The organism is Streptomyces sp. NBC_00443, from assembly GCF_036014175.1.
Lineage (GTDB): Bacteria > Actinomycetota > Actinomycetes > Streptomycetales > Streptomycetaceae > Streptomyces.
In genome coordinates this window covers 1,478,540-1,504,323 of record NZ_CP107917.1, presented here as the reverse complement: position 1 = coordinate 1,504,323, position 25,784 = coordinate 1,478,540, and the positions used below count along the sequence as shown (strand labels likewise).

At 70.6% G+C, this 25,784-nt stretch carries 20 protein-coding genes and 3 pseudogenes; 10 read left to right on the top strand and 13 right to left on the bottom strand.

Going from position 1 to position 25,784, the window contains the following annotated elements; genetic code table 11:
- The first annotated feature begins 107 nt into the window (after nt 1-107).
- The gene (locus tag OHO27_RS06760) at nt 108-719 is read left to right on the top strand and encodes a hypothetical protein (protein WP_328421240.1); all 612 of its coding nucleotides are present in this window, start codon (nt 108-110) and stop codon (nt 717-719) included.
- Between the two features lie 84 nt (nt 720-803).
- Here the strand turns inward: OHO27_RS06760 and OHO27_RS06755 are convergent, their stop codons facing one another.
- The 4 genes and pseudogenes from OHO27_RS06755 to OHO27_RS06740 form a co-directional block, all read right to left on the bottom strand.
- On the bottom strand, nt 804-1,637 hold the full coding sequence (locus OHO27_RS06755) for an aldo/keto reductase (RefSeq protein WP_328421238.1): 834 nt from the start codon (nt 1,635-1,637) through the stop codon (nt 804-806).
- Nucleotides 1,638-1,746: 109 nt separating this feature from the next.
- Entirely contained in the window at nt 1,747-3,573 is a 1,827-nt protein-coding gene (locus OHO27_RS06750) for an AMP-dependent synthetase/ligase (protein WP_328421236.1), read from the bottom strand.
- Nucleotides 3,574-3,822: 249 nt separating this feature from the next.
- A pseudogene (locus OHO27_RS06745) lies at nt 3,823-4,556 on the bottom strand (MFS transporter); the annotation flags it as partial.
- 44 nt (nt 4,557-4,600) lie between these two features.
- Nucleotides 4,601-5,464, bottom strand: a complete 864-nt coding sequence (locus tag OHO27_RS06740) for a LysR substrate-binding domain-containing protein (protein ID WP_328421234.1) — start codon at nt 5,462-5,464, stop codon at nt 4,601-4,603.
- A gap of 192 nt (nt 5,465-5,656) precedes the next feature.
- On the opposite strand from OHO27_RS06740, the gene OHO27_RS06735 reads away from it, so the two are divergent.
- Entirely contained in the window at nt 5,657-6,697 is a 1,041-nt protein-coding gene (locus OHO27_RS06735; protein WP_328421232.1) for a bile acid:sodium symporter family protein, read from the top strand.
- Here OHO27_RS06735 and OHO27_RS06730 read toward each other — a convergent pair.
- The 3 genes and pseudogenes from OHO27_RS06730 to OHO27_RS06720 all read right to left on the bottom strand — a co-directional run bounded on the left by OHO27_RS06730 (nt 6,633) and on the right by OHO27_RS06720 (nt 10,369).
- On the bottom strand, nt 6,633-7,868 hold the full coding sequence (locus OHO27_RS06730) for a DUF4185 domain-containing protein (protein WP_328421231.1): 1,236 nt from the start codon (nt 7,866-7,868) through the stop codon (nt 6,633-6,635). The genes OHO27_RS06735 and OHO27_RS06730 overlap by 65 nt on opposite strands.
- Before the next feature lie 19 nt (nt 7,869-7,887).
- Nucleotides 7,888-9,768, bottom strand: coding sequence for an exo-alpha-sialidase (locus tag OHO27_RS06725; RefSeq protein WP_328421230.1), 1,881 nt, complete (start codon nt 9,766-9,768; stop codon nt 7,888-7,890).
- A 132-nt stretch (nt 9,769-9,900) separates the two neighbouring features.
- A pseudogene (locus OHO27_RS06720) lies at nt 9,901-10,369 on the bottom strand (alcohol dehydrogenase catalytic domain-containing protein).
- A gap of 45 nt (nt 10,370-10,414) precedes the next feature.
- Here OHO27_RS06720 and OHO27_RS06715 point away from each other — a divergent pair.
- Nucleotides 10,415-10,888, top strand: a complete 474-nt coding sequence (locus OHO27_RS06715) for a MarR family winged helix-turn-helix transcriptional regulator (RefSeq protein ID WP_328421229.1) — start codon at nt 10,415-10,417, stop codon at nt 10,886-10,888.
- Nucleotides 10,889-10,990: 102 nt separating this feature from the next.
- On the opposite strand, the gene fdhD is transcribed toward OHO27_RS06715, so the two are convergent.
- The 5 genes and pseudogenes from fdhD to OHO27_RS06690 all read right to left on the bottom strand — a co-directional run bounded on the left by fdhD (nt 10,991) and on the right by OHO27_RS06690 (nt 17,440).
- Nucleotides 10,991-11,839 (bottom strand): formate dehydrogenase accessory sulfurtransferase FdhD, encoded by an 849-nt coding sequence (fdhD, locus tag OHO27_RS06710; protein ID WP_328421227.1) that lies wholly within the window; start codon nt 11,837-11,839, stop codon nt 10,991-10,993.
- Nucleotides 11,840-11,847: 8 nt separating this feature from the next.
- Nucleotides 11,848-12,708 carry a 2Fe-2S iron-sulfur cluster-binding protein gene (locus tag OHO27_RS06705; RefSeq protein ID WP_328421225.1) on the bottom strand — a complete coding sequence of 287 codons (861 nt, stop codon included), beginning with the start codon at nt 12,706-12,708 and terminating at the stop codon, nt 11,848-11,850.
- Nucleotides 12,705-14,527, bottom strand: a pseudogene (locus OHO27_RS06700) (NAD(P)H-dependent oxidoreductase subunit E). The gene OHO27_RS06705 and the pseudogene OHO27_RS06700 overlap by 4 nt, the downstream one beginning before the upstream one ends.
- 5 nt (nt 14,528-14,532) lie before the next feature.
- Nucleotides 14,533-16,458 carry a molybdopterin oxidoreductase family protein gene (locus tag OHO27_RS06695; protein WP_328421223.1) on the bottom strand — a complete coding sequence of 642 codons (1,926 nt, stop codon included), beginning with the start codon at nt 16,456-16,458 and terminating at the stop codon, nt 14,533-14,535.
- A gap of 10 nt (nt 16,459-16,468) precedes the next feature.
- Nucleotides 16,469-17,440, bottom strand: a complete 972-nt coding sequence (locus OHO27_RS06690; protein ID WP_328421221.1) for a 2-dehydropantoate 2-reductase — start codon at nt 17,438-17,440, stop codon at nt 16,469-16,471.
- A gap of 261 nt (nt 17,441-17,701) precedes the next feature.
- On the opposite strand from OHO27_RS06690, the gene OHO27_RS06685 reads away from it, so the two are divergent.
- From OHO27_RS06685 to OHO27_RS06670, 4 genes are all read left to right on the top strand, one after another.
- Entirely contained in the window at nt 17,702-19,045 is a 1,344-nt protein-coding gene (locus tag OHO27_RS06685) for an OFA family MFS transporter (protein WP_328421219.1), read from the top strand.
- A complete protein-coding gene (locus OHO27_RS06680; protein ID WP_328421217.1) occupies nt 19,020-19,148 on the top strand; it encodes an MFS transporter small subunit in 129 nt (42 codons plus the stop codon). Before OHO27_RS06685 ends, OHO27_RS06680 begins: the two co-directional genes overlap by 26 nt.
- Nucleotides 19,149-19,297: 149 nt before the next feature.
- On the top strand, nt 19,298-20,236 hold the full coding sequence (locus OHO27_RS06675; protein ID WP_328421215.1) for a beta-ketoacyl-ACP synthase III: 939 nt from the start codon (nt 19,298-19,300) through the stop codon (nt 20,234-20,236).
- A 139-nt stretch (nt 20,237-20,375) separates the two neighbouring features.
- Nucleotides 20,376-21,053, top strand: a complete 678-nt coding sequence (locus OHO27_RS06670) for a GntR family transcriptional regulator (protein WP_328421213.1) — start codon at nt 20,376-20,378, stop codon at nt 21,051-21,053.
- A 15-nt stretch (nt 21,054-21,068) separates the two neighbouring features.
- Here OHO27_RS06670 and OHO27_RS06665 read toward each other — a convergent pair whose 3' ends face one another.
- Nucleotides 21,069-21,650 carry a DUF4231 domain-containing protein gene (locus tag OHO27_RS06665; protein ID WP_328421211.1) on the bottom strand — a complete coding sequence of 194 codons (582 nt, stop codon included), beginning with the start codon at nt 21,648-21,650 and terminating at the stop codon, nt 21,069-21,071.
- Between the two features lie 280 nt (nt 21,651-21,930).
- Here OHO27_RS06665 and OHO27_RS06660 point away from each other — a divergent pair, with 280 nt between their 5' ends.
- From OHO27_RS06660 to OHO27_RS06650, 3 genes are all read left to right on the top strand, one after another.
- Nucleotides 21,931-23,112 (top strand): ROK family protein, encoded by a 1,182-nt coding sequence (locus OHO27_RS06660; protein ID WP_328421209.1) that lies wholly within the window; start codon nt 21,931-21,933, stop codon nt 23,110-23,112.
- A 116-nt stretch (nt 23,113-23,228) separates the two neighbouring features.
- Nucleotides 23,229-24,752: a sugar ABC transporter ATP-binding protein gene (locus OHO27_RS06655; RefSeq protein WP_328421207.1), complete on the top strand. Its 1,524-nt coding sequence runs from the start codon at nt 23,229-23,231 to the stop codon at nt 24,750-24,752.
- Nucleotides 24,749-25,768: an ABC transporter permease gene (locus OHO27_RS06650; RefSeq protein WP_328421205.1), complete on the top strand. Its 1,020-nt coding sequence runs from the start codon at nt 24,749-24,751 to the stop codon at nt 25,766-25,768. The genes OHO27_RS06655 and OHO27_RS06650 overlap by 4 nt, the downstream gene beginning before the upstream one ends.
- Nucleotides 25,769-25,784: the final 16 nt, after the last annotated feature.

Here is a 25,784-nt window from a genome sequence, read left to right as displayed (position 1 = left end):
CCCTTCCGTAAAGTTTCCTTACTGATGGCTGATTGCGACGCCATGCCCTCAGTAGAAGACTGGATGTAGAGAAAAGTTCGCATATGCCCGGAATTCCGGGAGGTGTCATGTTCGTACGCGCTGTCTACACGACCGGTGATCCCACGAAGATCGACATGGCCATCAGGGCGATGAACACGGAGGGGCGCGACCTGCTGGAGGACCGTCCGGGATACCGGGGAGCGAGTGTCTTCGTGGACCGGGTCCTCGGGAAGCTGCTCGCAGCGAGCTGGTGGGAGTCGGAGCAGGCCCGCCGCAACAGCGACGAGGTGCTGCGCGAGCGGCGGGCCGCGATGCTGGAGCCGTTCGCGGGGACCGTGGCGGTCGACAACTACGAGGCGCTGGTCTTCCATCAGGTCCGGCAGCCACAGGCGGGCGGCGGACTGCGGCTCACCAGGCTGGAGTTCGACCCGATGGACACGGACCTGCTCGCCGACACGTTCCGGGCGACGGTGGTGCCCAAGCTCGAGACGCTCCCCGGGCTGGCCAGGGCGTCCCTGATGGTCGACCGGGATCGCGGGCGCGGGATCGCCGCAGCGGTCTTCGTCGACCAGACGTCCCTGGCGGCGTCCCGAGCCGGTCAGGCGGGGGCCCGGCACGAGGGCGCGGCCAAGGCGCATGTGTCCGTGATCGGGCTGGAGGAGTTCGAGGTCGTCCACACCGACGTGCGCGGTGACTGAGGTCGGCGACCGGGGCGACGGGTACGCGTCCGCCCGCCGCGCATACAGCTGAGCGGCGGGCGGAGTGCCGTACGGGAAGGGACGTCAGGCGTCGAACGTCGCCGGGTCCGGACCGATCCGGCGGTCCTCGTTCAGCGCGCTGATCGCCGCGAGGTCCTCGTCGTCCAGGCTGAAGTCGAAGACGCCGATGTTCTCCTTGATCCGCGACGGCGTCACGGACTTCGGGATCACGACGTTGCCCAGCTGCAGGTGCCAGCGCAGCACGACCTGTGCCGGGGTGCGGTCGTGCTTCTGCGCGATGGCGACGATCGCCGGAACCTCCAGCAGACCCTTGCCCTGGCCGAGCGGCGACCAGGCTTCGGTGGCGATGCCCTGCTCAGCGTGGAACTCGCGGGAGTCGCGCTGCTGCAGATGCGGGTGCAGCTCGATCTGGTTGACGGCGGGGATGACCGACGTCTCGTCGATCAGGTGCCGAAGGTGCTCCGGAAGGAAGTTGGAGACACCGATCGCGCGGATGCGGCCGTCGGCGTGGAGCTTCTCGAACGCCTTGTAGGTGTCGACGTAGGTGCCCCGGGCCGGCAGCGGCCAGTGGATGAGGTACAGGTCGACGTGGTCCAGGCCGAGCTTCTCCAGCGACACGTCGAAGGCACGCAGCGTGGCGTCGTAACCCTGGTCGCCGTTCCAGAGCTTGGTGGTGACGAAGATGTCCTCGCGGGGGACGCCGGAGCGGGCGATGGCCTTGCCGGTGCCCTCCTCGTTGCCGTAGATCGCCGCTGTGTCGATGCTGCGGTACCCGGCCTCCAGCGCCGTGGCGACGGCCTGCTCGGCCTCGTCGTCCGGCACCTGCCAGACGCCGAAGCCCAGCTGGGGCATCTCGACGCCGTTGTTGAGGATGATCGGGGGGACCTTGCTGCTCACGAGCTCTTGATCCTTACGGTTGTCGTCAGGTGGTACTCACCATCGTCAACGATCACCGGCGCCCATGCATTCCGGACCGCAGAAAAAAGGCAGGACTCACCGGCAGGACTCACGCCTGGTACAACGCGTCGACCTCACCCGAGTACGCGTTCTCGATCGCCTTGCGCTTCAACTTCAGCGACGGCGTGAGGAGTCCGTGCTCCTCGGTGAACGGCTGGGCGAGGATCCGGAACGTACGGATCGACTCGGCCTGCGAGACAAGGGTGTTGGCGGCGACGACCGCACGCCGCACCTCGGCCTCCAGGTCGGCGTCGCGGACCAGTTGGGCCGGGGTCATCTGGGGTTTGTCGCGCATCATCAGCCAGTGCTCGACGGCCTCCTGGTCGAGGGTGACCAGGGCCGCGATGTACGGGCGGTCGTTGCCGACGACGATGCACTGGGAGACCAGCGGGTGGTCGCGGACGCGCTCCTCCAGCACGCCCGGCGAGACACTCTTGCCGCCGGACGTGACCAGGATCTCCTTCTTGCGGCCGGTGATGGTGAGGTAGCCGTCCTCGTCGAGGGCCCCCAGGTCACCGGTGGCCAGCCAGCCGTCGTGCAGGGCCTCGTCGGTGGCCTTCTGGTTGTTGAGGTAGCCCTGGAAGACGTTGCCGCCGTGCAGCCAGATCTCGCCGTCGTCCGCGATGTGCACGGTCATGCCCGGGATGGGCTGCCCGACGGTGCCGTAGCGGGTGCGATAGGGCGGGTTGGCGGTCGCCGCCGCCGTGGACTCGGTGAGGCCGTACCCCTCGTAGACGTGGACGCCGGCGCCCGCGAAGAACAGGCCGAGCCGCCGGTCCATCGCCGAGCCGCCGGTCATCGCCTGCTTGATCCGGCCGCCCATCGCGGCCCGCATCTTGGAGTAGACGAGCTTGTCGAAGAGCTGGTGCTGCACGCGCAGACCGGCCGACGGGCCGGGGCCGATGCCCCACGCCTTGGCCTCCACGGCGTCCGCGTACTTCACGGCGACCTCGACGGCCTTCTCGAAGGGGCCGGACTTGCCTTCCTTCTCGGCCTTGCGGCGCGCGGCGTTGAAGACCTTCTCGAAGATGTACGGCACGGCCAGGAAGAACGTCGGCTTGAACGCGGCGAGGTCCGGCAGCAGGGCGGCCGCGTTCATCTGCGGCTGGTGGCCGAAGCGGACCTTGCCGCGGATCGCGGCGACCTGCACCATCCGCCCGAAGACGTGCGCGAGCGGCAGGAACAGCAAGGTAGCCGCCTCGTCGCCCTTCTTGGAGTGGAAGACCGGCTCCCAGCGCTCGATGACGGTGTCCGTCTCGTACATGAAGTTGCCGTGCGAGATGACGCAGCCCTTGGGGCGGCCGGTCGTGCCCGAGGTGTAGATGATCGTGGCGATCGAGTCCGGCGTGACCGCCTGCCGGTGGCGGTGGACCACCTCGTCGTCGAGGTGCGCGCCGACGTCGTACAGCTCCTGCACGGCGCCCGAGTCCAGCTGCCACAGCTGGTGCAGCCGCGGCAGCCGGTCGATGACCGTGGCGATCGTCATCGCGTGGTCCTCGTGCTCGACGATCGCCGCCGACACCTCGGCGTCGTACAGCGTCCAGAAGCACTGCTCGGCCGAGGAGGTCGGGTAGATCGGTACCACCTGGGCGCCGATCGTCCACAGTGCGAAGTCGAAGAGCGTCCACTCGTACCGGGTGCGGGACATGATCGCGACCCGGTCGCCGAACCGGATGCCGCGGGCGAGAAGGCCCTTGGCGAGGGCGAGCACCTCGTCCCGGAACTCGGCGGCGGTGACGTCCCGCCAGTTCCCGTGGTCGTCCTTGCGGCCGAGGGCGACATGGAGCGGGTCCTCCTGGGCATGCTGGAAGACGACGTCGGCCAGGCCGCCCACCGGCGGTGCCAACGCCAACGGAGGGTTGGTGAACTCGCGCAAACCCCGCTCCCCGCTCCGAATGGCCTCGGCTGACGCTCCGCGCAGCGCCGTGAAAGCTACCCCACCCGCGTTTCGGACGGGAGGGGGCCGGAAATCGACGGACGCTCGGGTATGCACTGGTCAGCGCCGGAAAATGCGCTCACATGGGGAAGGGTCGGACAGGAAACTGACGGTTGAGTAAGTTTCGGGCCCGTAATCTCCACCGAATCTGTACGACTGGATTACGCGGTACGGGCCCTGTTGATCATGTCATCCCCTGCGTGCCGTCGTCTCCTCCGTCGCTTCCTGTGTGAGTGCGCGAAGGCCCGCAGTTGTCACCGCGGTCTTCGTCGCGGGCGGCCTCCTGACCAGCACGAGGACCAGCACCCCGGCCACGACCGTCATCGAGCCCGCCACCACCGCCACCGAGTCCAGCCCGTCGGCGAAAGCGGCGCGCAGCACGCCCTCCCCGAACACGTCCCGCAGCGCACCGGCGCCGCCGCCCGCGAGGGCGTGGGCCGCATCCGCGGGCAGCGTGTCCTGCATCCGCGACGTCAGCACCGTGCCGAACAGGGCGATGCCCAGCGCGTACCCCAGCTGCCGGAAGGTGTTCACCGCACCGCCCGCCATACCGGCCCGCTCCGGCGGTACGGCGGCCAGCGCGGCACCCGCGATACCGGGCGACACCAGCCCCGTACCGGCACCCACCAGCACCATCCCCGGTATCAGGGCGCTCGCCGTCGACCCGGCGTCCAGCACCGCCATGCAGTACTGGCCCGCCCCGATCAGCAGCAGCCCGCCACCGATGGTGAACCGCGCCGGCACCCCGTGCAGCAGCCACCCGCCGGCCGCCGCGACCACGAACGACGCCAGCGACAGCGCACCGCGCTCATCCCGAGCAGAGTCTGCAACCAGATCGAGGTGTACGCCATGGCACCGAACGCCGCCGCGTTGAAGGCGAGAGCGCCGGCCATCACCCCCGAGAACGCCGGCCGCAGGAAGAGCCAGCTGACGTACCAGCGCCCGCCGCGCTGAAGCGCCCCGCGCGCTAACGCCGGTGCAACCGGTCCCCGCCCGCCAGAATCGCCCCCGCCAACGCATCCGCGGCCCCTTGAGCCGCCGTCCGGCGCCGGCCGTGCACCAGCACGAAGTCGACCCGCCCCAGTTCCGGCAGCCCGGACCGGTCGGGCACCCGCACCAGGCCCGGCGGAATCAGGCCGCGGGAGTGCGCCATCACACCGAGCCTGGCCCGTGCCGCCGCGATCAGCCCGTTGAGGCTGCCGCTCGTGCACACGATCCGCCAGTCACGCCCCTGCCGCTCCAGCGCCTCCAGCGCGAGCGCCCTGGTGATGCCCGGTGGCGGATAGACGATCAACGGCACCGGACGGTCCGGCTCCAGGCGCAGCCGTTCCGCGCCGATCCACACCAGCCGGTCGTGCCAGACCAGATCGCCCCGTCGGTCCTCGGGCCGCCGCTTGGCGAGCACCAGGTCCAGCTTCCCGGCTTCCAGTTGCTCGTGCAGGGTGCCGGAGAGTTCGACCGTCAGCTCCAGGTCGACCTCGGGGTGGTCGTAGCGGAAGCCCTCCAGGATCTCCGGCAGACGGGTCAGCACGAAGTCCTCGGACGCGCCGAAGCGGAGCCGGCCGCGCAGCCGGGTGCCGGTGAAGAACGCCGTCGCCTGCTCGTGCACCTCCAGGATCCGCCGGGCGAAGCCGAGCATCGCCTCGCCGTCCTCGGTCAGCTCCACGGAGTGCGTGTCCCGGGTGAACAGCGGCCGCCCGGTGACGTCCTCCAGGCGCCGTACGTGCTGGCTGACGGTCGACTGGCGCAGCCCGAGGCGGCGGGCGGCCTGAGTGAAGCTCAGGGTCTGCGCCACCGCGAGGAACGTGCGCAGATGGGACGGCTCGTACATGCCCCGAGCCTAGCGCTGCTTATCGTGGAACGTGATGACAGTCAGAGTGGTATGCCGGATTCCCGATCGCTGACCGCCGGAGGACGATGGAGAGGGCACGTCCGTGCCGGGAACCCGAAGTTCAGCGAAGCGACAGCCAGTACGACAGCGAAGTAGTGGAGCACAGTGAAACGCCTGCAATGGCCGCGTTGGATGCCGATCGACCCGTACATCCTGCTGCTGCTCGGGACCGTGGGCCTCGCGGCCCTCTTCCCGGCGCGCGGGACGGCCTCCGATGTGGCGTCCGGTGCCTCCACGGCCGCGATCGCCTTCCTGTTCTTCCTCTACGGTGCCCGCCTGTCCACCCGTGAGGCGATGGACGGCCTGAAGCACTGGCGGCTCCATGTCACCGTCCTGGCCTGCACCTTCGTCGTCTTCCCGCTGCTGGGGCTGGCGGCGCGCGGGCTCGTCCCGGTGCTGCTGACGCACCCCCTCTACCAGGGCCTGCTCTTCCTCACCCTCGTCCCGTCGACCATCCAGTCGTCGATCGCCTTCACCTCGATGGCCCGGGGCAACGTGCCCGCGGCGATCTGCGCGGGCTCCTTCTCCTCACTGGTGGGCATCGTCATCACCCCGCTCCTCGCGGCGGCCGTGCTCGGCGGCAGCGGGGGCGGCTTCTCCGCCGACTCGATGGTCAAGATCGTGCTGCAGCTGCTGGTGCCGTTCGTCGCCGGGCAGTTGCTGCGCCGCTGGATCGGCGGCTTCGTCACCCGGCACAAGAAGGTCCTCGGGCTCGTCGACCGCGGCTCGATCCTGCTGGTCGTCTACACCGCATTCAGCGCGGGCATGGTCCAGGGCATCTGGCACCAGGTGAGCGCGATCCAGCTGGGCGGGCTGCTCGCCGTCGAGGCGGTGCTGCTGGCCGTGATGCTCCTGCTGACCTGGTACGGCGCCAAGGCCCTGCGCTTCGGCCGCGAGGACCGTATCGCGATCCAGTTCGCCGGCTCGAAGAAGTCCCTCGCCGCCGGGCTGCCCATGGCGAGCGTCCTGTTCGGCGCGCACGCCTCGCTGGCGGTCCTGCCGCTGATGCTGTTCCACCAGATGCAGCTGATGGTGTGCGCGGTCATCGCCAAGCGCCGGGCCCGCGAAGCCGAGGCCCGCGAAGCAGCGGGCGCCGCCCCCGCGCCGGTCACCGCGTCTGCGCCAGCCGCAGAGTCACGAACCGCGGTCGGTACAGGGACACGTTCCGGCTGAGCTGCGCCGCCGCGCCGCCCGTCTCCAGCCAGTTCACGTCGTAGCTCAGGACCAGGCGTCGGTCGTCGCTCAACTCGGGGTGCGTCTGCGGGTTGTAGGCGGCGACCTGGCCGCCCTGCGGCAGCGCCGGGCTGAAGTCCTTCGTCGGCCCGTGCCACGGGCCGGCGGGGGAGCATGCCCAGTACGATGTGACGGTCGTCAGCCCCTTCGTGCCCGCGGCCATCGTGAACAGGACGTACGTCCCCCGCACCCGCACCACCGAGAAGGCACTCCCCACCCCCGTGCGCCGCCCGTCCCCGAGCACCGCACGCGGCCGGGCACCCGCCCCGGCCCACTCGGAGCCGTTCCAGTACTGCCAGGCACCCGGCTCGGCGAGCCTGCCCTCGGGCACCCGCGCCACGTACGCGTGCGAGGCCGGCCGGGACGCGGCCTGACCGTCGTCGCCGCCGAAGACATACGTCCAGCCGTCCGCCTCGACCAGTGTCGTCCCGAACAGGACACGCCGGGAGGGATCCGGCACCAGCTGCTGGTCGAGAACCTTCACCACCGACTCGACCCGCAGGTCGGGCAGCGTGAGCGTGGCGACTTCGGTGGCGGTGGGCACGCCGAAGATCCAGGGCGGCTGCCCGGCCGCGCGCACCCACAGCAGCACCCGCAGCACCCGCTCCGGCGAGCCGGGGGAGCGGGGTTCGACGCGGGCCGCGACCGGCCAGCGCCACTGGTTCGGGGCGGGGTCGGGGAAGAGCGGCGTGGCCAGCGTGCGCTCCAGGCGTCCGTCGCGCATGACCACCGCCGAGTTGCGTACCAGGGGAGCGGTCGCCTCCCGCCAGGTGTGGGACTCGCCGAACGGGTTGGGCGGCGAGTACACCTGGCCGAGGTAGGTGTCCGAGAACAGCCACAGGACGCGGCCGTCCGGCAGCCGGACCGAGTGCGTGCCGTCGCCGCCGGTCCAGTCGTCGGTGCGGGACGGGTTGTCGCCGTACCGGGCGAACTCGCCGGTGAGCCTGTCGTCGGCAGACCAGGCCGCGACGGAGTGCGGTGCACACGCGCCACCGCCCTCCCGTTCGCCGTCGTCCGGGAGGGCGGTGAGCAGCACGGCCGCGAGAACCAGGGCCAGTAGTACTCCCAGGCCGGTTCCCGTGCGCTGCCGTGCTCGTGCGTCGTCGGGCACGCCCGGGACGTTAGTGGCCTCAGCGCACTTGGTCCATGGGCAGCCACAGGACGGTGTCGGAGGTGGCCGAAGTCCTGCCGGTCGTGCGGGCCCGCGCCGCGGCTGTGAGCTCCGAGTCGCCGAGCGCCCGGTTCCACACGTGGACGTCGTCGACCGCGCCGGTGAGGAACGCCCTGCTGTCCATGCGCTGGCCGACATGCACGCCGAACGGCGAGTTACGGCTGACCGAACCGGCCACGTCCGTGGTGCTGATGGCCCTGCCGTCGACGAACAGCGTCAGCCGGCCACCGCCGCGCCGCAGCGCGAGATGGTGCCACTCGCCGTCGTTGTGGGCGTCCCCGGCCCACACGGACGCCGTGCGCACCGTCCCGAAGCCCTCCCGGGTGGTGATCAGGCCACGCACCCGGTCGCTGTCCGGCTCGCCGCGCAGCCAGATCTGCGGCTGGGTGCTGCCGATCCCGCCCATCCAAAGGAACGGCTGCTCGCCGGAGGCCGCGGAATAGCGGAAGAACAGCGAGACCGTGAACTCACCGGTGCCGAGCGGGAGCCTGGACCGGTACGGCAGCCGTACGGCGTCGTTGTCGCCGTCGAACTCGAAGGCATTGCCCAGCACGCCGTCCGTCACCTCGGGGCCGCCGAGGACCGTCGCGCGGGGTGCGCTCGGGGCGAGGTCCAGGGTGGTCGGATCAGCGCCGCGCCGTGGTCCCAGCCAGTCCTCGTTGAAGCGGGCGAAGCGGATCTCGTCGCGCGCGTCGACGGCCCCGCCCTCGTACATCAGGCCCACCGTGGACGCGTCGACGTCCACCATGTCGGAGTAGCCCGACCAGTCCGTGGTGACGACCTTGCCGCGGTCCGCACTGTCCCAGGTGGCGCCGCCGTCGTACGAGGACCTGACCATCATGGTCCGCCGGCGGTCCGGGTCGCCGGGGGCGGACAGCAGCAGCCGGTTGCCCAGGCTGAGCGTGGCGCCCTGGACCTGGGGTGTGTAGAGGTCCGGAAGGTCGCGGAACGGGCCGGTGAAGGTGGAGCCGCCGTCCTTGCTGTACGTCTGGCTGCGATGGCCGAGATCGGTGCCGTCCTGTTCCCTGCCGCTGATCAGGATCGTGCCGTCCGTGCGCTCGGTGAGGGTCACCTCGGACGGCTTCTGCCGGAAGGTGCCGTCGGTCGAGATGGGCCAGGAGTCGGTGGCGCCGACCTTCCAGGTGTTGCCGCCGTCGTCGCTGACGATGAGCGCGGCGTGGTTGGAGGTGACCCGACTGCCGTCCCAGGTCTCGGTGTTGACGCCGAAGACCAGACGGCCGGCGTGCTGGCCCTTGGTGAGCTGGATGCCGTGCACGGGGCCGGTGGCGTACCAGGAGTTCCACTCCTCCGGCAGTATCTGGTCGCTCAGGTCGCGCGGCGCGGACCAGGTCGCGCCGTTGTCGTCGCTGTACTGCAGATGGGGGGTGCGATCACACGGCACGGTGCAGCTGCCGCTGTCCGTGCGGCCCGTGTTGTACGTTTCCGCCAGCAGGATGCGGCCGGTCTCGCGGTCCACCATCGGTGCCGGGTTGCCGTGCGTGTTACCGGCGCCGTCGTTGACAACCTGGAGCGGCCCCCAGGTGCGGCCGCCGTCCGTCGACCGCTTGAGCACGATGTCGATGTCGGCGGCGTCGCCGCAGTTGAGCACGCGCCCTTCGGCGAACGCCAGCAGCGTGCCGTCCTTGGACTTGACGATCGCCGGAATGCGGAAGCAGGCGTACCCGGGTTCTTGGGACGCCTTGAAGAGGACCTGCTGCTCGAACGACGGTGTTTTGGTGGCCGGTTGGGACTCGGCCGGACTTAACGTCGCGGCCGTCGCGAGGGTGGCGACGGCCGCGACGAGGGCAGCTCTGAGACGTGCGCGAACTCTTGAAGGCATGGTGCGGCCCGCCCCTTCATCGTCTGGTCATGCGTCCAGGCATCCGAACATTCGGACATCCCACGTCCAAAGTGCGCTTCACAGACGTTAGTTGGGCTATCGCACACATCACAAGAACCGTGCACGTGTCACTCACGGATGGAGTACTACTTTCCCTCGGTTGGCCCGCGTCTCGACCGCCACATGGGCCTCGAGGGCCTCCTCCAGAGTGAACTCCCCGTGCACGGCAGGCTTGAGCGCCGCGAGGGCCGGGCTCAGCAGGTCGCCGCCGACGGCATCGAGGACGTAGTCGACGGGGCCCCGCACCAGCTGCACGGCCAGGTGTCCGACCCCGCTCGCACAGGCCGGTCACGCGGTCCCCGGCGCGGAAGCGGCCTGCTCCGGCGCCCAGGGCCACGACCTCGCCCGCTACCTCTCCGCCCAGCGGCACGGGCTCGGCCGTCTCGGTGACCTTGCGGACCACCGGGAGCGTGACGCCGACGGCCTCGCAGTGGACGAGCAGCTCGCCGGGGCCCGGTTCCGGGACGGGGGTCTCCTCCAGGAACAGGGGGCCGCCGGTGGATTCGTAGCGGACGCGGCGCTTCGCACCTCCAGAAGTCACTGGGAGCACCAACGGTCTGCGCGGTGCTGACGCCGGCCGTCGGTCATGGGGAAGTCCAATGAGTTCCCGATAGGGTGCCGGCATGCCCGAAGCCCCCTTCCCGCTGTCCGCACCCTCCCCAGCTGGCTGCTCGGCCGAGCGGCGGCCCGGGGGCGTTCCCTGCTGACCGAGGCGCTCGCGGCGGAGGGCGTGAAGATGTGGCATCACGTGGTGCTCTCGGCCGTCCGCGACCTCGCCCCCGTGGCGCAGGCGGATCTCGGCCGCAGCGTCCAGCTCGACCCCAAGGACCTGGTCGGGATCCTCAACGACCTGCAGTCCGCCGGCCTCGTCCTGCGTGAGCCGGACCCGAACGACCGCCGCAAGAACGCGGTCTCCCTCACCGACGCGGGTGCGCGCCTGCTGGAGCGTTGTGAGAAAGCGGCCCGCGAGGCCAATGACGCGCTCCTCGCCCCGCTGTCACCGGCCGAACGCGACCGGTTCATGGACCTGTTGATCCGGATCTCCGGGACCCGGAGCTGAGCGACCGTCGTGCGCGAGCCTCGGGCTGAGACGGGGCCCCTGTACGGCGCAGGGGGCGCTCCCCGCCGGTCGGGGCCCCGCCGCCGTGTCGCGGGGAACCTGTCAGGCCTGGGCGGCCGCGGTCCGCAGGGCCAGCCGGTGTTCGCCCGCGTACACGTTCATGGAGCTGCCCCGCAGGAAGCCCACCAGCGTCAGCCCCGTCTCCGCGGCCAGGTCCACTGCGAGCGACGAGGGCGCCGACACCGCCGCGAGCAGGGGGATCCCCGCCATCACGGCCTTCTGCGCCAGCTCGAAGCTGGCCCGCCCGGAGACCAGCAGAATCGTCCGGGACAGCGGCAGGTCCCCGTTCTGCAGGGCGCGCCCGACCAGCTTGTCGACCGCGTTGTGCCGGCCCACGTCCTCGCGGATGTCCAGCAGCTCGCCGTCCTCCGAGAACAGGGCCGCCGCGTGCAGGCCCCCGGTCCGGTCGAAGACCCGCTGGGCCGCGCGGAGCCGGTCGGGGAGGCTCGCGAGCAGTTCGGGTTCGACCCGGACCGGGGGAGTGTCGGCTATCGGCCAGCGGGCCGTCGTGCGGACCGCGTCGAGACTGGCCTTGCCGCACAGGCCGCAGGACGAGGTCGTGTAGACGTTCCGCTCCAGCGTGATGTCCGGGATCTGCACGCCCGGCGCGGTCCTCACGTCCACCACGTTGTACGTGTTGGAGCCGTCCACCGTGGCGCCCGCGCAGTACACGATGTTCTGCAGATCGCCCTGCTCGGCGAGGACGCCCTCGCTGACCAGGAAGCCCGCCGCCAGTGCGAAGTCGTCGCCCGGAGTGCGCATGGTGATCGCGAGCGGCTTGCCGTTCAGTCTGATCTCCAGCGGTTCCTCGGCGACGAGCGTGTCCGGGCGCGTGGAGACGGCCCCGTCCCGGATGCGGATCACCTTGCGTCGTTCCGTGACTCGTCCCATGTCGTGTCTCAGCCCCGGTTCTGTACGTGCTGGTAGCCGAAGCGGCCCTTGATGCAGAGGTTGCCGTGGGTCACCGGGTTGTCGTGCGGTGAGGTGACCTTCACGATTTCATTGTCCTGCACGTGGAGAGTGAGGTTGCAGCCCACTCCGCAGTACGCGCACACGGTGGTCGTCTCCGTCTGCGCCGACTCGTCCCACGTGCCGGCCGCCCGCATGTCGAACTCCGACTTGAAGGACAGGGCCCCCGTCGGGCACACCTCGATGCAGTTCCCGCAGTACACGCACGCCGAGTCGGTCAGCGGGGCGTCGTGCTCGACCGCGATCCGGGCGTCGAAGCCGCGGCCGGCGACGGAGATCGCGAAGGTGTTCTGCCACTGGTCGCCGCACGCGTCCACGCACTTGTAGCAGAGGATGCACTTGTCGTAGTCACGCACATACAGATCGTTGTCGACCTTGGGTTCCTCGTTGAGGCGAGCCGCGTCCGGGCCGAAGCGGTCCGGTTTCGCCTCGTACTCCTTGATCCATTCAGCGACTTGTGGAGTCGTCGACAAGTCGACCGAGGACGCGAGGAGTTCGAGGACGACCTTACGGCTGTGACGGGCCCGTTCCGTGTCGGTACGCACCTCCATGCCGGGCTCGGCCCTGCGGGAGCAGGCCGGGACCAGAGTCCGGGAGCCCTCCACCTCGACGACGCACACCCGGCAGGCGTTCTTGGGTGTGAGCGTGTCGCCCTGGCAGAGGGTCGGCACGTCCTTTCCGGCGGCCCGGCACGCGTCGAGGATCGTCGAGCCCTCGGGAGCGCGCACCGGCTCCCCGTCGATCGTGAACTCCAGCAGCCGGCGCGGGATCCCCAGCGGTATCGCGGTCATTCGTACGCCCCCAGACGGTCGATGGCGGATTCCACGGCGTTCCACGCGGTCTGCCCCAGACCGCAGATCGAGGCGTCCCGCATCGCGCGGCCGACCTCCCTGAGCAGGGCGATGTCATCGGCGGCCGCCGCACCCGTGCGCTCTGCGATCCGGTGCAGCGCCTCCTCCTGCCGCACGGTCCCGACCCGGCACGGCACACACTGCCCGCACGACTCGTCGCGGAAGAACTCGGCGATGCGCAGCAGCAGCCGGGGCAGCGGGACCGTGTCGTCGAAGGCCATGACCACACCCGAACCGAGCGTCGTGCCCGCCTCCCGCGTGCCCTCGAAGGTCAGCGGGATGTCCAGTTCGTCGGCCCGTACGAAGCCGCCCGCAGCCCCGCCCAGCAGTACGGCCCGCAGCCCGTCCCGCGCCCCGGCCAGCTCCAGCAGCTCACCGAGCGTCGCGCCGAACGGGAGCTCGTAGATGCCCGGCCGCGCGACACTCCCCGACACGCAGAACAGCTTCGGGCCGGTGGACTTCCCCGTGCCGATCGCCGCGTACGCCGGTGCGCCCATGGTCAGGATCGGCAGGACGTTGACCAGCGTCTCCACGTTGTTCTCGACTGTGGGCTTGCCGAACAGGCCCTTCTCCACCGGGAACGGCGGCTTCGCGCGCGGCTCGCCCCGGTAGCCCTCGATGGAGTTGAAGAGAGCCGTCTCCTCGCCGCAGATGTAGGCGCCGGCTCCCCGCCTGATCTCGATGTCGAAGGCGTAGCCCTGACCGAGGACGTCGTCGCCGAGGAAGCCACGCGCGCGTGCCTGTGCGAGCGCGTGTTCCAGGCGGTGCAGGGCGCGTGGGTACTCGCCGCGCAGGTACAGGTATCCCTGGTGCGCGCCGGTGGCGTACGCCGCGATCGTCATGGCCTCGACCAGCGCGTACGGGTCTCCTCCATCAGCACGCGGTCCTTGAAGGTGCCCGGCTCGGATTCGTCCGCGTTGCAGACGACGTAGTGGGGATGGTCGGGCTGCGACGCCGTGGCCTGCCATTTGCGGCCGGTGGGGAAGGCGGCGCCGCCGCGCCCGACCAGGCCGGAGTCGGTGACCTCGCGGATGACTCCGGCGGGGCCCAGCTCGAAGGCCCGGCGCAGGGCGGTGTAGCCGCCCTGGGCGCGATAGTCGTCCAGCGACGACGGGTCGACGACTCCGATGCGGCGTAGGAGAGTCAGTGAGGGATCTCCGGCCTGGGGCACCGCCAGCGCCGCCGGCGGCTCCTCGGGCGCCGAGTCCGGCGCGCTCGCGGCGAGGACGGCGTCGTGCACGGTCGCCGGCGCCGAGACCGCCGTACGCACCGGATCCCCGGCCCTGATCGCGAGCGCCGCCGGAGCCCGTTCGCACAGGCCCAGACAGGGACTGCGCTGCACGCTCACCCCACTGCCGAGGCCGAGCCGCGCCTCGATCCCGGCGCACAGCTCGCTCGCCCCGGCGGCCGCGCACGCGAGGTCGGTGCAGACGTGGAGCACGGTGGCGGGGCGCGGCTTGACCGAGAACATGGCGTAGAAGGTGGCGACGCCGTACGCCTCCGCCGGCGGCACGGTCAGCCGTCGGCACAGGTAGTCGAGGGCGCCGTCGCTGATCCAGCCGACCCGGTCGTTGATCGCGTGCAGCCCCGGCAACAGCAGGTCGCGGCGGTCCCGGGCCTCCCGCCCGCCCCGGGCCCACCTCAGGTCCGCGTCGGAGCGGTCGGCGCCCTCCCAGGAGGACTCCGGCGGGCCCAACAGGGCGTCGACGGCGGCCCGTTCGTCGTCCGTCGGTTTGCTGTCGCCGAAGTGCAGGTCCACTTATGTCACCTCACGATGGTCGCGACGGGGAGCTTCTCGATCCGGATCGCCGACGCCTTGAACTCCGCCGTCCCCGCGATCGGGCAGTTCGCCTCGATCGTCAGCTGGTTGGTGTCCACCTCGTCGGGAAAGTGCATGGTCATGAAGGCGAGCCCGGGCCGCAGCGCGGTGTCCACCCACACCGGCGCGACGACCGAACCGCGCCGCGAGCTCACCCGGACCTCCTCGCCGACCACGACCCCGTACCGCTCGGCGTCCTCCGGGCACAGCTCCACGTACTCGCCGCGCCGCAGCGGGGAGGCGAAACTCCCGCTCTGCACACCGGTGTTGTAGGAGTCGAGCCGTCGCCCGGTGGTGAGCCGGATCGGGAACTCCTCGTCGGTGAGGTCGACCGGCGGATCGTGCTGGACGATCCCGAAGGGCGCCGCCATCCCGCGCCGGTCCGGGTCCGGCTCCCACAACCGGCCGTGCAGATAGGTAGGTTCCAGCTGCTCCGTGCTCGGGCACGGCCACTGGATGCCCTGGTGCTCCGCCAGGCGTTCGTACGTCATCCCGTAGTGGTCCGGCGACACCGACCTGAGCTCGTTCCAGACGGCTTCGGCGTCGGCGTACTTCCACTCGTGGCCGAGCCTGGCCGCCAGTTCGCAGATGATGTCGATGTCCTCGCGCGCCTCGCCGGGCGGGGTGACCGCCCGCCGGACCCGCTGAACCCGCCGTTCGCTGTTGGTGGTTGTGCCCTCGGTCTCGGCCCACCCGGCGGTGGCCGGGAGGATGACGTCGGCCAGCTCGGCCGTCTTCGTCAGGAAGATGTCCTGGACGACGAGGAAGTCCAGCTGCCGCATCCGCCGTACGGCCTGCTCGCTGTCCGCCTCCGACTGCGCCGGGTTCTCGCCGATGCAGTAGACGGCCTTGAGCGTGCCCTCCTCCATCGCCTCGAACATCTCGGTGAGGTTGAGGCCGTAGTGGGGCTGGATGACGGTGTCCCACGCCGACTCGAACTTCAGCCGGGAGTCGGAGTCCAGGATGTCCTGGAAGCCGGGGAGGCGGTTGGGGATGGCGCCCATGTCGCCGCCGCCCTGTACGTTGTTCTGCCCGCGCAGGGGCTGCAGGCCCGAGCCGTACCGCCCCACATGGCCCGTCAGCAGGGACAGGTTGATCAGCGCGCGCACGTTGTCGGTGCCGTTGTGGTGCTCGGTGATGCCGAGGGTCCAGCACAGCTGGGCGCGCTCGGCGCGGGCGTAGGCGTGGGCCAGCTCGCGGATGGCGGCGGCCGGTACGCCCGTGACCTTCTCGGCGAGGGACAGCGTCCACGGCTCGACGAGCGCCTTGTACTCCTCGAAGCCGCTGGTCGCCCGCTCGATGAAGGCCTCGTTGGCCAGTCCGGCGTGGATGATCTCGCGGCCGATCGCGTGCGCCATCGGGATGTCGGTGCCGACGTTCAGGCCGAGCCAGCTCTCCGCCCACTCGGCGGTGGAGGTGCGGCGCGGGTCGACGGCGTACATGCGGGCGCCGTTCCTGATGCCCTTGAGTGCGTGCTGGAAGAAGATCGGGTGCGCGAAGCGTGCGTTGGAGCCCCACATCACGATGACGTCGGTGTGCTCGATCTCCTCGTACGAGGAGGTGCCCCCGCCCGAACCGAAGGCCGCCGACAGGCCGGCCACGCTGGGTGCGTGGCAGGTGCGGTTGCAGGAGTCGACGTTGTTGGTGCCCATCACGACGCGGGCGAACTTCTGGGCGACGTAGTTCATCTCGTTGGTGGCCCGGGCGCAGGAGAACATGCCGAACGCGCCGCGGGCCGCCGCAAGGCCGCGGGCCGCCCGCTCCAGTGCCTCTTCCCAACTCGCCCGCCGGAACGGCTCGTCGCGGGAGTCCCGGACGAGCGGATGCGTCAGCCGGGTGTACGTCTTCGGAGTACGGTCGCGTTTGCTCATACGGCGCTCCTCATGCGGCGCTCCTCAGCGCGAGCAGGTCCGAGATGGCGTGCACGGTGCGCAGGGTGGGCACCTCCACGCCGGTGATCTCCGCCAACTCGACGACCGCCGCGAGGAGTACGTCGAGTTCGAGCGGCTTGCCGCGCTCCAGGTCCTGGAGCGTGGAGGTGCGGTGGTCGCCGACCCGCTCGGCGCCCGCGAGGCGGCGCTCGATGGAGACGCCGACGTCGCAGCCGAGGGCCTCGGCGACCGAGAGCGTCTCGGTCATCATGATCTCGATGACCTTGCGGGTGCCGCCGTGCAGGCACATCTGCCGCATGGTGGCGCGGGCCAGCGCGCTGATCGGGTTGAAGGAGATGTTGCCGAGCAGTTTGAGCCAGATGTCGTTGCGCAGGTCCGGCTCGACGGGGCACTTCAGGCCACCGGCGATCATTGCTTCGCCGAGGTCCAGACAGCGCCTGGACACGCTGCGGTCGGGCTCGCCGACGGAGAACCGGGTGCCTTCCAGGTGCCGTACGACCCCGGGCCCTTCGAGCTCGGTCGCGGCGTACACGACACAGCCGATGGCCCGTTCGGGCGCGAGCACCGCACTGACCGCGCCGTCCGGGTCGACACTTTCGATGCGGTGGCCGTCGTGGGGGCCGCCGTGGCGGTGGAAGTACCACCAGGGGATGCCGTTCTGGGCGGCCACGACCGCCGTGGTGTCGTGCAGAAGGGGCTCGATGAGCGGCCCGCACGCCGCGTACGAGTTGGCCTTCAGGCCCAGAAAGACGTAGTCGACCGGACCGACTTCGGCCGGATCGTCGGTCGCGTGTGCGCGGGCGGTGAAGTCGCCGCGCGGACTGAGCACCCGCACTCCGTGCTGCCTCATGGCCGCGAGATGCGGTCCACGGGCGATGAGGTGCACGTCGGCGCCCGCGCGATGGAGCGCGGCTCCGACGTAGGCGCCGATGGCACCGGCGCCGAGGACTGCAACTTTCACTTCGGAACGCTCCGTTCGGTCGAGGGAGTACCGCGGAGGTGACTGGGAAAGGTCCGACAGCAGTGAGACTGTCGAATCCTGTCGACGGAATATTGTCTACAGTATGGATTGGGGGTCAGCAAGGGTTCGCGCACGCACCCGCACCTTCCGCCGCATTCCCGGACGGTGTTCGACCGTTCGTCGCGTGCCGCATACCGCTCACCGCATACGGTCGACGTGCCGCCTTCTCAACTTCCCTCTTGCTCCCTACCGTTCGGGATCATGAGTCCACCGGTCGCACCCCCGGGATGGAGCCGCTGGCTGGTTCCGCCCGCCGCTCTGTCGGTCCATCTGTCCATCGGCCAGGCCTACGCCTGGAGCGTGTTCAAGCCGCCGCTCGAATCCGCCCTCGGCCTCAGCGGCACGCAGAGCGCACTGCCGTTCCAGCTCGGCATCGTCATGCTCGGTCTGTCGGCCGCGTTCGGCGGCACGCTGGTGGAGCGCAACGGGCCGCGCTGGGCGATGACGGTCGCCCTGATCTGCTTCTCGTCCGGCTTCCTGCTCTCCGCGCTGGGCGCGGCGACCGAGCAGTACTGGCTGATCGTTTTCGGCTACGGCTTCGTCGGTGGGATCGGCCTCGGCATCGGCTACATCTCCCCGGTCTCGACGCTGATCAAGTGGTTCCCGGACCGGCCCGGCATGGCCACCGGCATCGCCATCATGGGCTTCGGCGGCGGCGCACTCATCGCCTCGCCCTGGTCGGCACAGATGCTGGAGTCGTTCGGCAGCGACAGCTCCGGGATCGCGATGGCGTTCCTGGTGCACGGCCTGTCGTACTCCGTCTTCATGCTGCTCGGCGTGCTGCTGGTCCGCGTGCCGCGCACGGAGAAGCCGGCCGGGGACGGGCCCGGCGCCTTCGACGGACCGCAGGTGTCCGCCCGCAACGCCGTGCGCACCCCGCAGTTCTGGCTTCTGTGGATCGTGCTCTGCATGAACGTGACCGCGGGCATCGGCATCCTGGAGAAGGCCGCCCCGATGATCACGGACTTCTTCGCGAACACCTCCACGCCGGTGTCGGTGTCGGCCGCCGCGGGCTTCGTCGCCCTGTTGTCCGCCGCGAACATGGCGGGCCGGATCGGCTGGTCGTCGACCTCCGACCTGATCGGACGCAGGAACATCTACCGCCTCTACCTGGGCGTGGGCGCGCTGATGTACGGGCTGATCGCGCTGGCCGGTGACTCGTCGAAGCCGCTGTTCATCCTGTGCGCGCTGGTGATCCTCTCCTTCTACGGCGGCGGCTTCGCGACGATCCCCGCCTATCTGAAGGACCTCTTCGGCACCTACCAGGTGGGCGCCATCCACGGGCGGCTGCTCACCGCCTGGTCCACGGCCGGCGTCCTCGGACCGCTGATCGTGAACTGGATCGCCGACCGGCAGGAGGAGGCGGGCAAGGACGGCTCGTCCCTGTACACGATGTCCCTGTTCATCATGATCGGGCTGCTCGCCGTCGGCTTCGTCGCCAACGAGTTCGTCCGCCCCGTCCACCCCCGCCACCACGTCCCGTCCCCCACCTCCGCCCCGGCGCCGAAGGAGGCCGCAGATGTCCAGCGACAGCAGTCCGCCTAACCGGCGGGGCCTGATCGCCTTCGCCTGGGTGTGGGTGGGGGTACCGCTCGCGTACGGGCTCTACGAACTCGTACAGAAGGCGACGCAGCTGTTCACCGGGTAGGCGTTCGAGAAGTGTTCGGGCGTCCGATGGTCTGATAGAAGCCGACAACACGGGCGCCCGATTCCTGTGGCATCACTTGCAGCCGTACCCGCGAGTCACTGATCAGACTGGTGAATCCCGCTATCCGATGTTCGAGGGGATCACCAACGATGAACGGCTCGCGCATCGCCGCAGTCGGCCACTATCAGCCCGCCAGGGTGCTCACCAACGAGGAACTGGCGGGCATGGTCGACACCAGTGACGAGTGGATCACCTCCCGGGTGGGCATCCGTACGCGTCACATCGCCGGGCCCGACGAGCCCGTCGACGAACTGGCCGCGCACGCCGCCGCCAAGGCGCTCGCGGCGGCGGGCCTCGCGCCCAGCGACATCGACCTGGTCCTGGTCGCCACCTCCACAGCCATCGACCGCTCCCCGAACATGGCCGCCCGCGTCGCGGCCCGCATCGGAATCCCGTCGCCCGCCGCGATGGACATCAACGTCGTCTGCGCCGGGTTCACCCACGCCCTGGCCACCGCCGACCACGCCGTACGGGCGGGAGCCGCGGTCCGCGCGCTGGTGATCGGCGCCGACAAGATGTCCGACGTGACCGACTGGAGCGACCGTACGACCTGTGTGCTGGTCGGCGACGGGGCCGGCGCGGCCGTCGTGGAGGCGTCCGGCGAGGCCGGCATCGGGCCGGTGCTGTGGGGTTCGGTGCCCGAGATGGGGCACGCGGTGCGCATCGAGGGGCAGCCCGCGCGGTTCGCGCAGGAGGGGCAGAGCGTCTACCGCTGGGCGACGACGCAGCTGCCGGCCATCGCCCGCCGGGCCTGCGAGCGGGCGGGTCTCGCGCCCATGGACCTGGCCGGGGTCGTCCTGCACCAGGCCAACCTGCGCATCATCGAGCCCCTCGCCGAGAAGATCGGCGCGGTCAACGCCGTGGTCGCGCGGGATGTGTCCGAGTCCGGCAACACCTCGGCGGCGAGCATTCCGCTGGCGCTGTCCAAGCTGGTGGAACAGGGGCGGATCTCGACGGGGGATCCGGTGCTGCTCTTCGGCTTCGGCGGCAACCTGTCGTACGCGGGGCAGGTCGTGCGCTGCCCCTGATGCGGGTGTGATGTGGCCAACTCCTCGGTTCCCTGGCCCTTGTGCGCCGTAGACTGTAGACGAAAGACAATTGATACTGGCTTTCCGTGACGGTCGGCTACGCGACGCAGTCGCCCGGTGTGCGCCCAGGAGGGGACCGATGTTGTCGACAGGACTGCCGCAGGGTGCGGTGCCCAAGCTCGAACGGCCCGGCCCGCTGCGCGACCGCGTCTACGAGGCGCTGCTCGAACTCATCACGACCCGCGCCCTCCAGCCCGGCCAACATCTGGTCGAGAGTGAACTGGCAGGTCACCTCGGTGTTTCCCGGCAGCCGGTGCGCGAGGCGCTGCAGCGGCTGAACACCGAGGGCTGGGTCGATCTGCGGCCCGCGCAGGGCGCGTTCGTGCACGAGCCGACGGAGGAGGAGGCCGACCAGCTCCTCACCGTCCGCACCCTCCTGGAGGCCGAGGCGGCCCGTCTCGCCGCCGCCCACGCCGACAGCGCCGGCATCGCGGCCCTGGAGCAGCTGTGCGCGGAGGGCGAGAAGGCCGTCGCCGCCGACGACGTGGACGCAGCCGTCGCCCTCAACGCCCGCTTCCACGCGAAGATCATGGACCTGGCGGGCAACGCGGTCCTCGCCGAGCTGGCGGCACAGGTCGACCGGCGCGTGCGCTGGTACTACACGCCGGTCGCCCGTCAGCGCGGGCAGCAGTCCTGGATCGAGCACCGCGGCATGATCGCCGCGATCACCGACCGGGACGAGCAGGGCGCCACGCAGCTGATGCGGGAGCACACCGAGCACACGCGACGGTCGTATCACGACAGGGCCAAGTCCTGAGCGCTGCCGCGGAGTTCAGTACTGCGCGTTGTTCCCCGTGGCATCCGTGCGCGGACTCGCGAGCTGGATCCACGTGCCCATCTCCCGCTGCTCGATGCGGGTGACGTTGGCGGCGAGCGTTCCATCCCGGGCTGCCGGGTCGGCGTACGGCTCGGCGCCGGTGTAGTAGAGGCGGCGTTCGGCCTCGACCGCCTCGCGGGCCTCGCTGAAGCGCAGGTAGTCGTCCTGCCAGTGGAAGACGGACCGCAGGCCGGTGATCACCACGACGACGCCGCCCAGGATCGCCGGCACCTCCGCGGTCCCGGGCGAGATGACCGCCGACACCGGGATCGAGGCGGAGACGAGCAGCAGCAGGGTCTCGGTGAGCCGGAAGTTGCGACGGGCCCTGATGGCGGCGCGGTGGTACCAGTCGTACGACCCGTTCGCCACGCGCATCGCATAGCCGGGCCCGGTGTCGGACGACGAGCTGCCGGACCTTGGGGGAGTGGCGGGGGCGGGCAGGGGCGGCGCGGCGGGAACAGGCGGTGACGGCGTGCCACCGGCGCTGTCCGCGGCCCGCGCCGGTACCGGTTCGTCGGACGAGGTTCCCTGAGCCATCCGCGCTCCCCCCAAAGCACTGCTGCTGGAGGGACAGGGTAGCCAACCGGCCCCCTGTGCGCGGCCCCTTGCGCACGCTCGGCGAACAGAGTGGACCGGCGGCAGGCGTCGTACCGATCTCGTCTTTGTCCTGTGAGTGGAGAAAGTTGAGAGCAATCTCTGCGCAACTTCTTCCCACCTCCGGCGCCCACTGCTACGTTCCCCTCGAAAGCAGGCCGCGGACGTGGCCGAAACCCGGCGCGCACAGGCCGATTGAGGCGGGGAGGGGCTCGTGAGACGCATGACGGCACGACCCGCGAACGCCCACCAGGCCAAGCTGCTCAGGCTGCTGCGCGACGGCGGGCCCAACTCCCGGGCCCAGCTGGGCGATCAGATCGACCTCTCGCGGTCCAAGCTGGCCGTGGAGGTGGACCGCCTGCTGGAGACCAGACTGGTCGTGGCCGACGGACTCGCCGCCTCGCGCGGTGGGCGCCGCTCCCACAACGTCCGGCTCAACCCCGGGCTGCGTTTCCTCGGCGTCGACATCGGCGCGACCTCGGTCGACGTCGCCGTCACCAACGCCGAGCTGGAAATCCTCGGCCATGTCAACCAGCCCATGGACGTCCGCGAGGGCCCGGTCGCGGTCTTCGAGCAAGTCCTGTCCATGGCAGCGAAGTTGAGGGCATCGGGGCTCGCGGAGGGGTACGACGGCGCCGGCATCGGCGTCCCCGGACCGGTCCGCTTCCCCGAGGGCGTACCGGTGGCCCCGCCGATCATGCCGGGCTGGGACGGCTTCCCCGTGCGGGAGGCGCTCAGCCAGGAACTCGGCTGCCCGGTCATGGTCGACAACGACGTGAACCTCATGGCGATGGGGGAGCAGCACGCGGGCGTCGCACGCTCCGTGGGCGACTTCCTCTGCGTCAAGATCGGCACCGGCATCGGCTGCGGCATCGTCGCGGGGGGCGAAGTCCACCGGGGCGTCACGGGCAGCGCGGGCGACATCGGGCACATCCAGGCCGTGCCCGACGGCCGCCCCTGCGCCTGCGGCAACCGGGGCTGCCTGGAGGCCCACTTCAGCGGGTCGGCCCTCGCCCGGGACGCCGTCGAGGCGGCCCAGCAGGGGCGGTCGGACGAACTCGCCTCGCGGCTGGAGGCGAACGGCACCCTGACCGCCGTCGACGTCGCCGCCGCGGCAGCCGCGGGCGACGCCACCGCGCTCGACCTGATCCGGGAGGGCGGCAACCGCGTCGGCCAGGTCATCGCCGGACTCGTCAGCTTCTTCAACCCCGGCCTGGTGGTGATCGGCGGCGGGGTGACCGGCCTCGGCCACAACCTGCTCGCCGCGATCCGCACCCAGGTCTACCGCCAGTCGCTGCCCCTGGCGACCGGCAACCTGCCCATCGTCCTGGGGGAGTTGGGCCCCACCGCCGGAGTCATCGGCGCGGCCCGGCTCATCAGCGACCACCTCTTCTCACCCGCGTAAGCCAGCTACGTCGTACGGCTCACCCGCACAGCACCGCGCACCGAACTGCCCCGCACCGCACCGCGCTTCGCTCCGCCCTGCCCTGAACCGGCCCGCACGCCCGCCAAGGGGACCTCATGGCATCAGAACCACCCCTGCTCAGCATGTCCGGCATCACCAAGTCGTTCCCCGGAGTCCGTGCCCTCGACGGCGTCGACCTCCACGTCCAGGCCGGTGAAGTGCACTGTCTGCTCGGTCAGAACGGCGCCGGCAAGTCCACGCTCATCAAGGTCCTGGCCGGCGCCCACCAGCCCGACACCGGCACCATCCGCTGGCGCGGCGAGGAGGTCACCCTCCGCTCGCCGATCGCCGCCATGCGCCTCGGCATCGCCACCATCTACCAGGAACTCGACCTGGTGGAGCACCTGTCGGTGGCCGAGAACGTCCACCTCGGCCATGAACCGACGGCCGCCGGGTTCGTCGTACGCGGAAAGGCCGCGCGGACCTCGACAGCCCAGCTGCTCAAGCGGCTCGGGCACCCCGAGATCGACCCCGCCCGCCTGGTCGGGGAGCTGTCGGCGGCCCAGCAGCAGATCGTCTCCATGGCACGGGCGCTCTCCCACGAGGTACGGCTGATCGTGATGGACGAGCCGTCCGCCGCCCTGGACCCGGACGAGGTCGACAACCTCTTCCGAATCGTCGGCGACCTCACCGCCGCCGGAGTCGCCGTCGTCTACATCTCGCACCGGCTGGAGGAGATCCGCCGGATCGGCGACCGGGTGACGGTGCTGAAGGACGGGCGGGCCGTCGCGGGCGGGCTCCCCGCGAAGACCACGCCGACGCGCGAGGTCGTGGCCATGATGACGGGGCGCAACGTCGAGTACGTCTTCCCCGAGCGGCCGGCGAAGGACGTGGCCGCGGCCGGGAAGCCGCTGCTTGAGGTGCGGGGACTCGCCCGGGACGGCGAGTTCGAGCCGCTCGACCTGACCGTGCGGCCCGGGGAGATCGTCGGGCTCGCCGGGCTGGTGGGCTCGGGGCGCTCGGAGATCCTGGAGACGATCTACGGGGCCAGGAAGCCCACTGCCGGTCAAGTCCTCGTGGACGGGAAGGCGTTGCGATCCGGCAGCGTGCGGGCCGCCGTGCGCGCCGGGCTCGGGCTCGCCCCCGAGGAGCGCAAGGCGCAGGCGCTGCTGATGCTGGAGTCCGTCACCCGCAACGTGTCGGTCTCGTCCATGTCCCGTTTCTCGCGCGGCGGCTGGATCGACCGGGCCGCCGAACTGGGGGCGGCACGGGCCGCGACCCGGGAGCTGTCGCTACGGCCCGACAACCCGTCGGTGCCGGTGCGCACGCTCTCCGGCGGCAACCAGCAGAAGGCCGTCCTGGCCCGCTGGCTGCTGCGTGGCTGCCGCGTCCTGCTGCTCGACGAACCCACCCGCGGCGTCGACGTCGGCGCCCGCGCCGAGCTGTATGCCGTGGTCCGGCGGCTGGCCGACGAAGGCCTCGCCGTCCTCCTGGTCTCCAGTGAAGTGCCCGAAGTGCTGGGCCTCGCCGATCGCGTCCTGGTGCTGCGCGAGGGCCGTGTCATACACACCGCTCCCGCGCGCGAACTCGACGAACACCGTGTACTCGACCTCGTCATGGAAGGAAGCCCGGCGTCATGACGCAGCACGCCTCACCGCCCCGGGACAGCACCGGCAAGGTGCAGTCGGCCGGAGCACCGCCCGCCTGGCGCGGCCTGATGGCCCGCGCCGACGTGCGCACGCTCTCCCTGCTCGGCGTCCTCGCCGCGCTCATCGTCATCGGCGGCATCACCAAGCCGGACGAGTTCCTGGACACCCGCAACCTCCAACTCGTCCTCACCCAGGCCTCCGTGATCGGCGTCGTCACCGTCGGCATGACCTTCGTCATCATCTCCGGCGGCATCGACCTGTCCGTCGGCGCGATCGTCGCGCTGGCCTCGGTGTGGGCGACGACGGTCGCGACCCAGGAGTACGGCTTCGCCGGCATCCTCTTCACGGCGGTGATCGTCGGCGTGGGGTGCGGGCTGGTCAACGGGATGCTGATCGCGTACGGCGCGATGGTCCCGTTCATCGCCACGCTCGCCATGCTGGCGTCCGCGCGCGGTCTGGCCCTCCAGATCACCGACGGCAAGACGCAGATCGTCACCATTCCCTCGGTCCTCGACCTGGGCGAACGCGACGCATACGTCCTCGGCATCCCGCCGCTGGTCATGGTGTTCGCGGTCGTGACGGTCATCGGCTGGTTGGTCCTGAACCGTACGACCTTCGGGCGGCGCTCGGTCGCCGTCGGCGGCAACGCGGAGGCCGCGCGGCTCGCCGGCATCGACGTCCGGCGCCAGCGGCTCTACCTCTACCTGCTGTCCGGACTGTGCTGCGGCATCGCGGCCTTCCTGCTGATCATCCTGTCCGGCTCCGGTCAGAACACCAACGGAAACCTCTACGAACTCGACGCCATCGCCGCCGCGATCATCGGCGGCACCCTGCTCACGGGAGGCCGCGGCACCATCGTCGGCTCCGTGCTCGGCGTCCTGATCTTCACCACGATCACCAACATCTTCGCCCTGAACAACCTGCAGAGCGACGTCCAGCAGATCGCCAAGGGCGCGATCATCGTCGCCGCCGTGCTGGTCCAGCGCCGTACCGCAAGCACGACCTGAGGGTCGTCCCGCTTCC